The organism is Streptomyces phyllanthi (assembly GCF_009377205.1).
GTDB lineage: Bacteria > Actinomycetota > Actinomycetes > Streptomycetales > Streptomycetaceae > Streptomyces > Streptomyces phyllanthi.
Genome location: NZ_VJZE01000689.1, coordinates 1 through 3,377, shown reverse-complemented (window position 1 = coordinate 3,377; position 3,377 = coordinate 1). Strand labels below are relative to the sequence as shown.

The 3,377-nt window shown below is 72.4% G+C and carries 5 protein-coding genes; all 5 read right to left on the bottom strand.

The genetic code is table 11. The features are described from left to right. Nucleotides 1-227: 227 nt before the first annotated feature. Nucleotides 228-1,187, bottom strand: coding sequence for a CU044_5270 family protein (locus FNH04_RS43435; RefSeq protein ID WP_152791744.1), 960 nt, complete (start codon nucleotides 1,185-1,187; stop codon nucleotides 228-230). Nucleotide 1,188: 1 nt separating this feature from the next. After that, nucleotides 1,189-1,791, bottom strand: a complete 603-nt coding sequence (locus FNH04_RS43430; RefSeq protein WP_322725554.1) for an RNA polymerase sigma factor — start codon at nucleotides 1,789-1,791, stop codon at nucleotides 1,189-1,191. Between the two features lie 195 nt (nucleotides 1,792-1,986). After that, nucleotides 1,987-2,523, bottom strand: a complete 537-nt coding sequence (locus FNH04_RS43425) for a TetR/AcrR family transcriptional regulator (RefSeq protein ID WP_152791743.1) — start codon at nucleotides 2,521-2,523, stop codon at nucleotides 1,987-1,989. Further along, complete coding sequence (locus FNH04_RS43420) at nucleotides 2,523-2,843, bottom strand: DMT family transporter (RefSeq protein ID WP_152791742.1); 321 nt, start codon at nucleotides 2,841-2,843, stop codon at nucleotides 2,523-2,525. The genes FNH04_RS43425 and FNH04_RS43420 overlap by 1 nt, the downstream gene beginning before the upstream one ends. Nucleotides 2,844-2,927: 84 nt before the next feature. Continuing rightward, nucleotides 2,928-3,293: a VOC family protein gene (locus FNH04_RS43415; protein WP_152791741.1), complete on the bottom strand. Its 366-nt coding sequence runs from the start codon at nucleotides 3,291-3,293 to the stop codon at nucleotides 2,928-2,930. Nucleotides 3,294-3,377 lie beyond the last annotated feature (84 nt).

The window sequence follows — 3,377 nt, the reverse complement described above, 5'->3', positions numbered from 1 at the left end:
CTCAGGTGCCGGGCGGGGCCCCTCCGGGGGCCTGGGCGTGAGGCCGAGCCGCACGGGCCCAACGCCGGCGGGTCCGGCGCTCGAGGACGAGGCCGACACCCCGGCCGACACCGGCCCGTCCGGCGTTCGACCCCGGAGGCCGGCCACGGATGCACGCCGGCGGACCGTGGACACCCCCGTGCCCCACGGCCCGCCGACACGCACACCACCCGCTGCCGCTCAGCGGCTCAGGGGCGATCCCCCTTCGCATCGACCACAGCCGCCTCGACCCGCGCACTCTGGTGCACGATCTCCCCCGCCTTCCACGGCCGAGGCGGCGTGTCCTCCGGGAACTTCTCCTCGTGGTCACGGACGACGATCCACCGCTGTCCCACCGGCTCATACGTACGGGCATCGATGAGCAGCTCCGTACGACTCGTCGCCTTCGCACCCCCGTCCACGTACACCGCGATGACCCGACGCCCGGAGGCATCCTCGACCAGCCGGTCACGAACCTTCACCCCGGGCACGGTGGCAAGCGCCCGGTACAGCTTGGCAAGCCCCTCCGGCGGCATGGGATACGTGTCGAGGAGCACGCTCAACGCACGGAAGTCGTGCTGGGCGACCGGCTCCTTGCTCCCGTCGCCGGACGGATAGAACTCCCGCGCCTTCTTCAGCAGCGCCCCCGGCTCGTCCGGCAACTGCTGAAGGAACCTGAACCGCTCACGAGGCGAGTGGTCGTCCCCCTCCCGCCAGTTCTCGAAGCGCGGATCCGCGTACCTCGTCCAGCCCTCATCGGTCTGTGGAGGCTCCTGCGACCCACCGGGCCAGCCACCACTCGACTGCTGCACGGTCTTCTCGTAGATCCACTGACCGGCGCCGGGCACGGGAACGGGGTCGTACCCCTCCACCGTGTCCGCCGCGCGCTCGAGAACCTCCCCGGCACTGCCCAGCGCCGTCTGCGACGCACCCGGCCGCACCGTCCCCGGCGAGCCGTCACCGCCGACCACGCCCACGACAAGCAGCGCCGCGGCCGTGACCGCGGCGACGGCCCCGGCCGCGGCCAGCCGCCAGTCCGCACGCAGCCGCCGGGCCCTGCCCCCTCCGGCCGCCGCCTCCGTGAGCCGCGCCCGCCCCTGGGCGAGCCGTGCCCGGTCGGGCGTGGGCGCGTCCGCTCGGAAATCCCGCACCTGGGTCATCTCGTCCATGTCAGATCACCTCCGGGGTGTCGGGCACGAACGCGGGATCGGCCCCCAGCGCCGAACGCACCTTGCGCCGGGCCCGGTTGAGCCGCGAACGGACTGTGCCGACAGGGATGCCCAGTGCCTCGGCGGCCTCCTGGTAGGTGAGGTCCGCCCAGGCGACGAGCAGCAGCACATGCCGGTCCCCCGCCGACAGGGCGGCCAGCGCCCCGGCGAGCGGTGCCTGTGCCGCCACCCGGCTCTCGGTCCTCTCGACCCACGTCTCGCCCCAGGACTCGGCGACGGGATCGTGCCCGCTGCGCGCCAGCGCCCTGAGTGCCCGGACCTCCGTACGGCGGTGCTTGCCGATGAGGTTGCCGGCGATGCCGTACAGCCAGGGACGCGCGTTGCCGTGCGCGAGGTCGTAGCGACCGCGGATACGGAACGCCGTGAGGAACGTGTCCGCCGTGATGTCGTCCGCCATGCCGTCGCCGAGGCGCCGGGCAACGTACCGGTGGATGTCCGGCGCGTACCTGTCGTAGAGCCGGGCGAAGAGCTCCGGCTGCTCCAGCGACTGGGCGACGACCTCGGCGTCGTTCTCCAGCCGCGCTTCCGGTGGTGGTCCGGTCACCGGTGCTCCCCCCTCGCTCCCGTACGAGCCTGTCACCCCCTGTTTCCCGATGGGCGGGAAAAGGTTCACGACCGGCACGAGGGCAGAACCCGCGAGGGCAGAACAGCGGCCAGAACGAGGGCAGAACAGAGGGCAGAACAAGGGAGAGCAGCGGGTCCGAGTACCGGTACGAGCAGGGCCCCGCGGACGCACCCCTCAGCGAATCACCCGCCCCAGCATCTCGCGCGCATGCTCCTCGTCGTACGGCGCCCCCGTCAGCAGCACCTGCAGACAGATCCCGTCGATCAGGGCGACCACGGCGCGGGCGGTGGCCGGGTCGGTGCGGCGGGCGATCAGTTCGGTGAAGTCCCGGACCCAGTCGGCGGCGACGGGCCGCAGCGCGGGACGGCGCAGGGCGGCCAGATACAGCTCGTACTCCAGCTCCACACCGGTACGGTCGCCCGCGAGCAGCTCGCCGGTCAGCGCGGCGAGCTCACCGGCGAGGTCGCACCGGGGGTCCTCCAGGGCCCCGCGAGCGGCGACGACCTCGGCGAAGCCCTCGTTGGCCTGGCGCAGCGCGGCGACCATCAGCTCGTCGAGGGTCTTGAAGTGGTACGTCGTGGAGCCGAGCGGCACGTCGGCCTCGGCGGCCACCGAACGGTGGTTCAGCCCGGCGAGGCCCTTGGCGCCCACCACCCGGATCGCGGCGTCGATGATCCGCTGTCGGCGCTCGGGATCGTACCGGCGGGCCATCAGTGCGCGCCTCCGAGGTTCAGGACCACCACTCCTCCGATGATCAGCGCCATTCCGGCGACCTTGGCGGCGCTCAGCCCCTCCCCGAAGAGCATCAGCCCGAGCAGGGCGACGGTCGCGGTGCCGACGCCGGACCAGATCGCGTAGGCCGTACCGATCGACACGGTCTTCAGGGTCTGGGCGAGCAGCACGAAGGAGACGGCGTACCCGACGACGGTCAGCAGTGTGGGCCACAGCTTGCTGAAGCCGTCGCTGTACTTCATGGCGGTCGTGGCGGCCACCTCGGCGGCGATGGCGCCGGCGAGCAGTATGTATCCCATGTGTACGAGTGTACGCATCGATACGTACAGCTGTACACACCCGGTCGCACACATCCCGCACGGCGCGCCCCGTACACCTCGGCCTCAGTCGACGAGCGACTCCTGGGGCCGCAGCACACAGAACTCGTTGCCCTCCGGATCGGCGAGCACCACCCACGTGGCGTCGTCGCCCTGACCCACGTCCACCCGGCGCGCGCCCAGCGCGAGAACGCGGTCGACCTCGGCCGCCTGGTCGTCCGGGGCGAGGTCGATGTGGAGCCGGTTCTTGACGGTCTTGCGTTCGGACACCGGCACGAAGCAGAGCCCGGGAGCGGCGTGCTCGTGGGCGCCGATGACGATCCCCTCGTCGGCCTCGCACAGCACCCGCCAGTCCAGGACCCGGCACCAGAAACCGGCGAGCGCGGGCAGGTCGTGCGCGTCCACGACGATGTGGTGGAGGGAGACAGCCATACGCCGCAGTCTCCTCCCCGGGCGCACCCCGCGCACCCGGACCTCCGCCCCGCCTGCCGCCGCACCCTCACCGCCCGCCCGCCC

Coding starts and splice junctions, on each gene's coding strand:
- FNH04_RS43435 (WP_152791744.1), bottom strand. CDS start 1,187: ATGGACGAGATGACCCAGGTGCGGGATTTCCGAGCGGACGCGCCCACG.
- FNH04_RS43425 (WP_152791743.1), bottom strand. CDS start 2,523: ATGGCCCGCCGGTACGATCCCGAGCGCCGACAGCGGATCATCGACGCC.
- FNH04_RS43420 (WP_152791742.1), bottom strand. CDS start 2,843: ATGGGATACATACTGCTCGCCGGCGCCATCGCCGCCGAGGTGGCCGCC.
- FNH04_RS43415 (WP_152791741.1), bottom strand. CDS start 3,293: ATGGCTGTCTCCCTCCACCACATCGTCGTGGACGCGCACGACCTGCCC.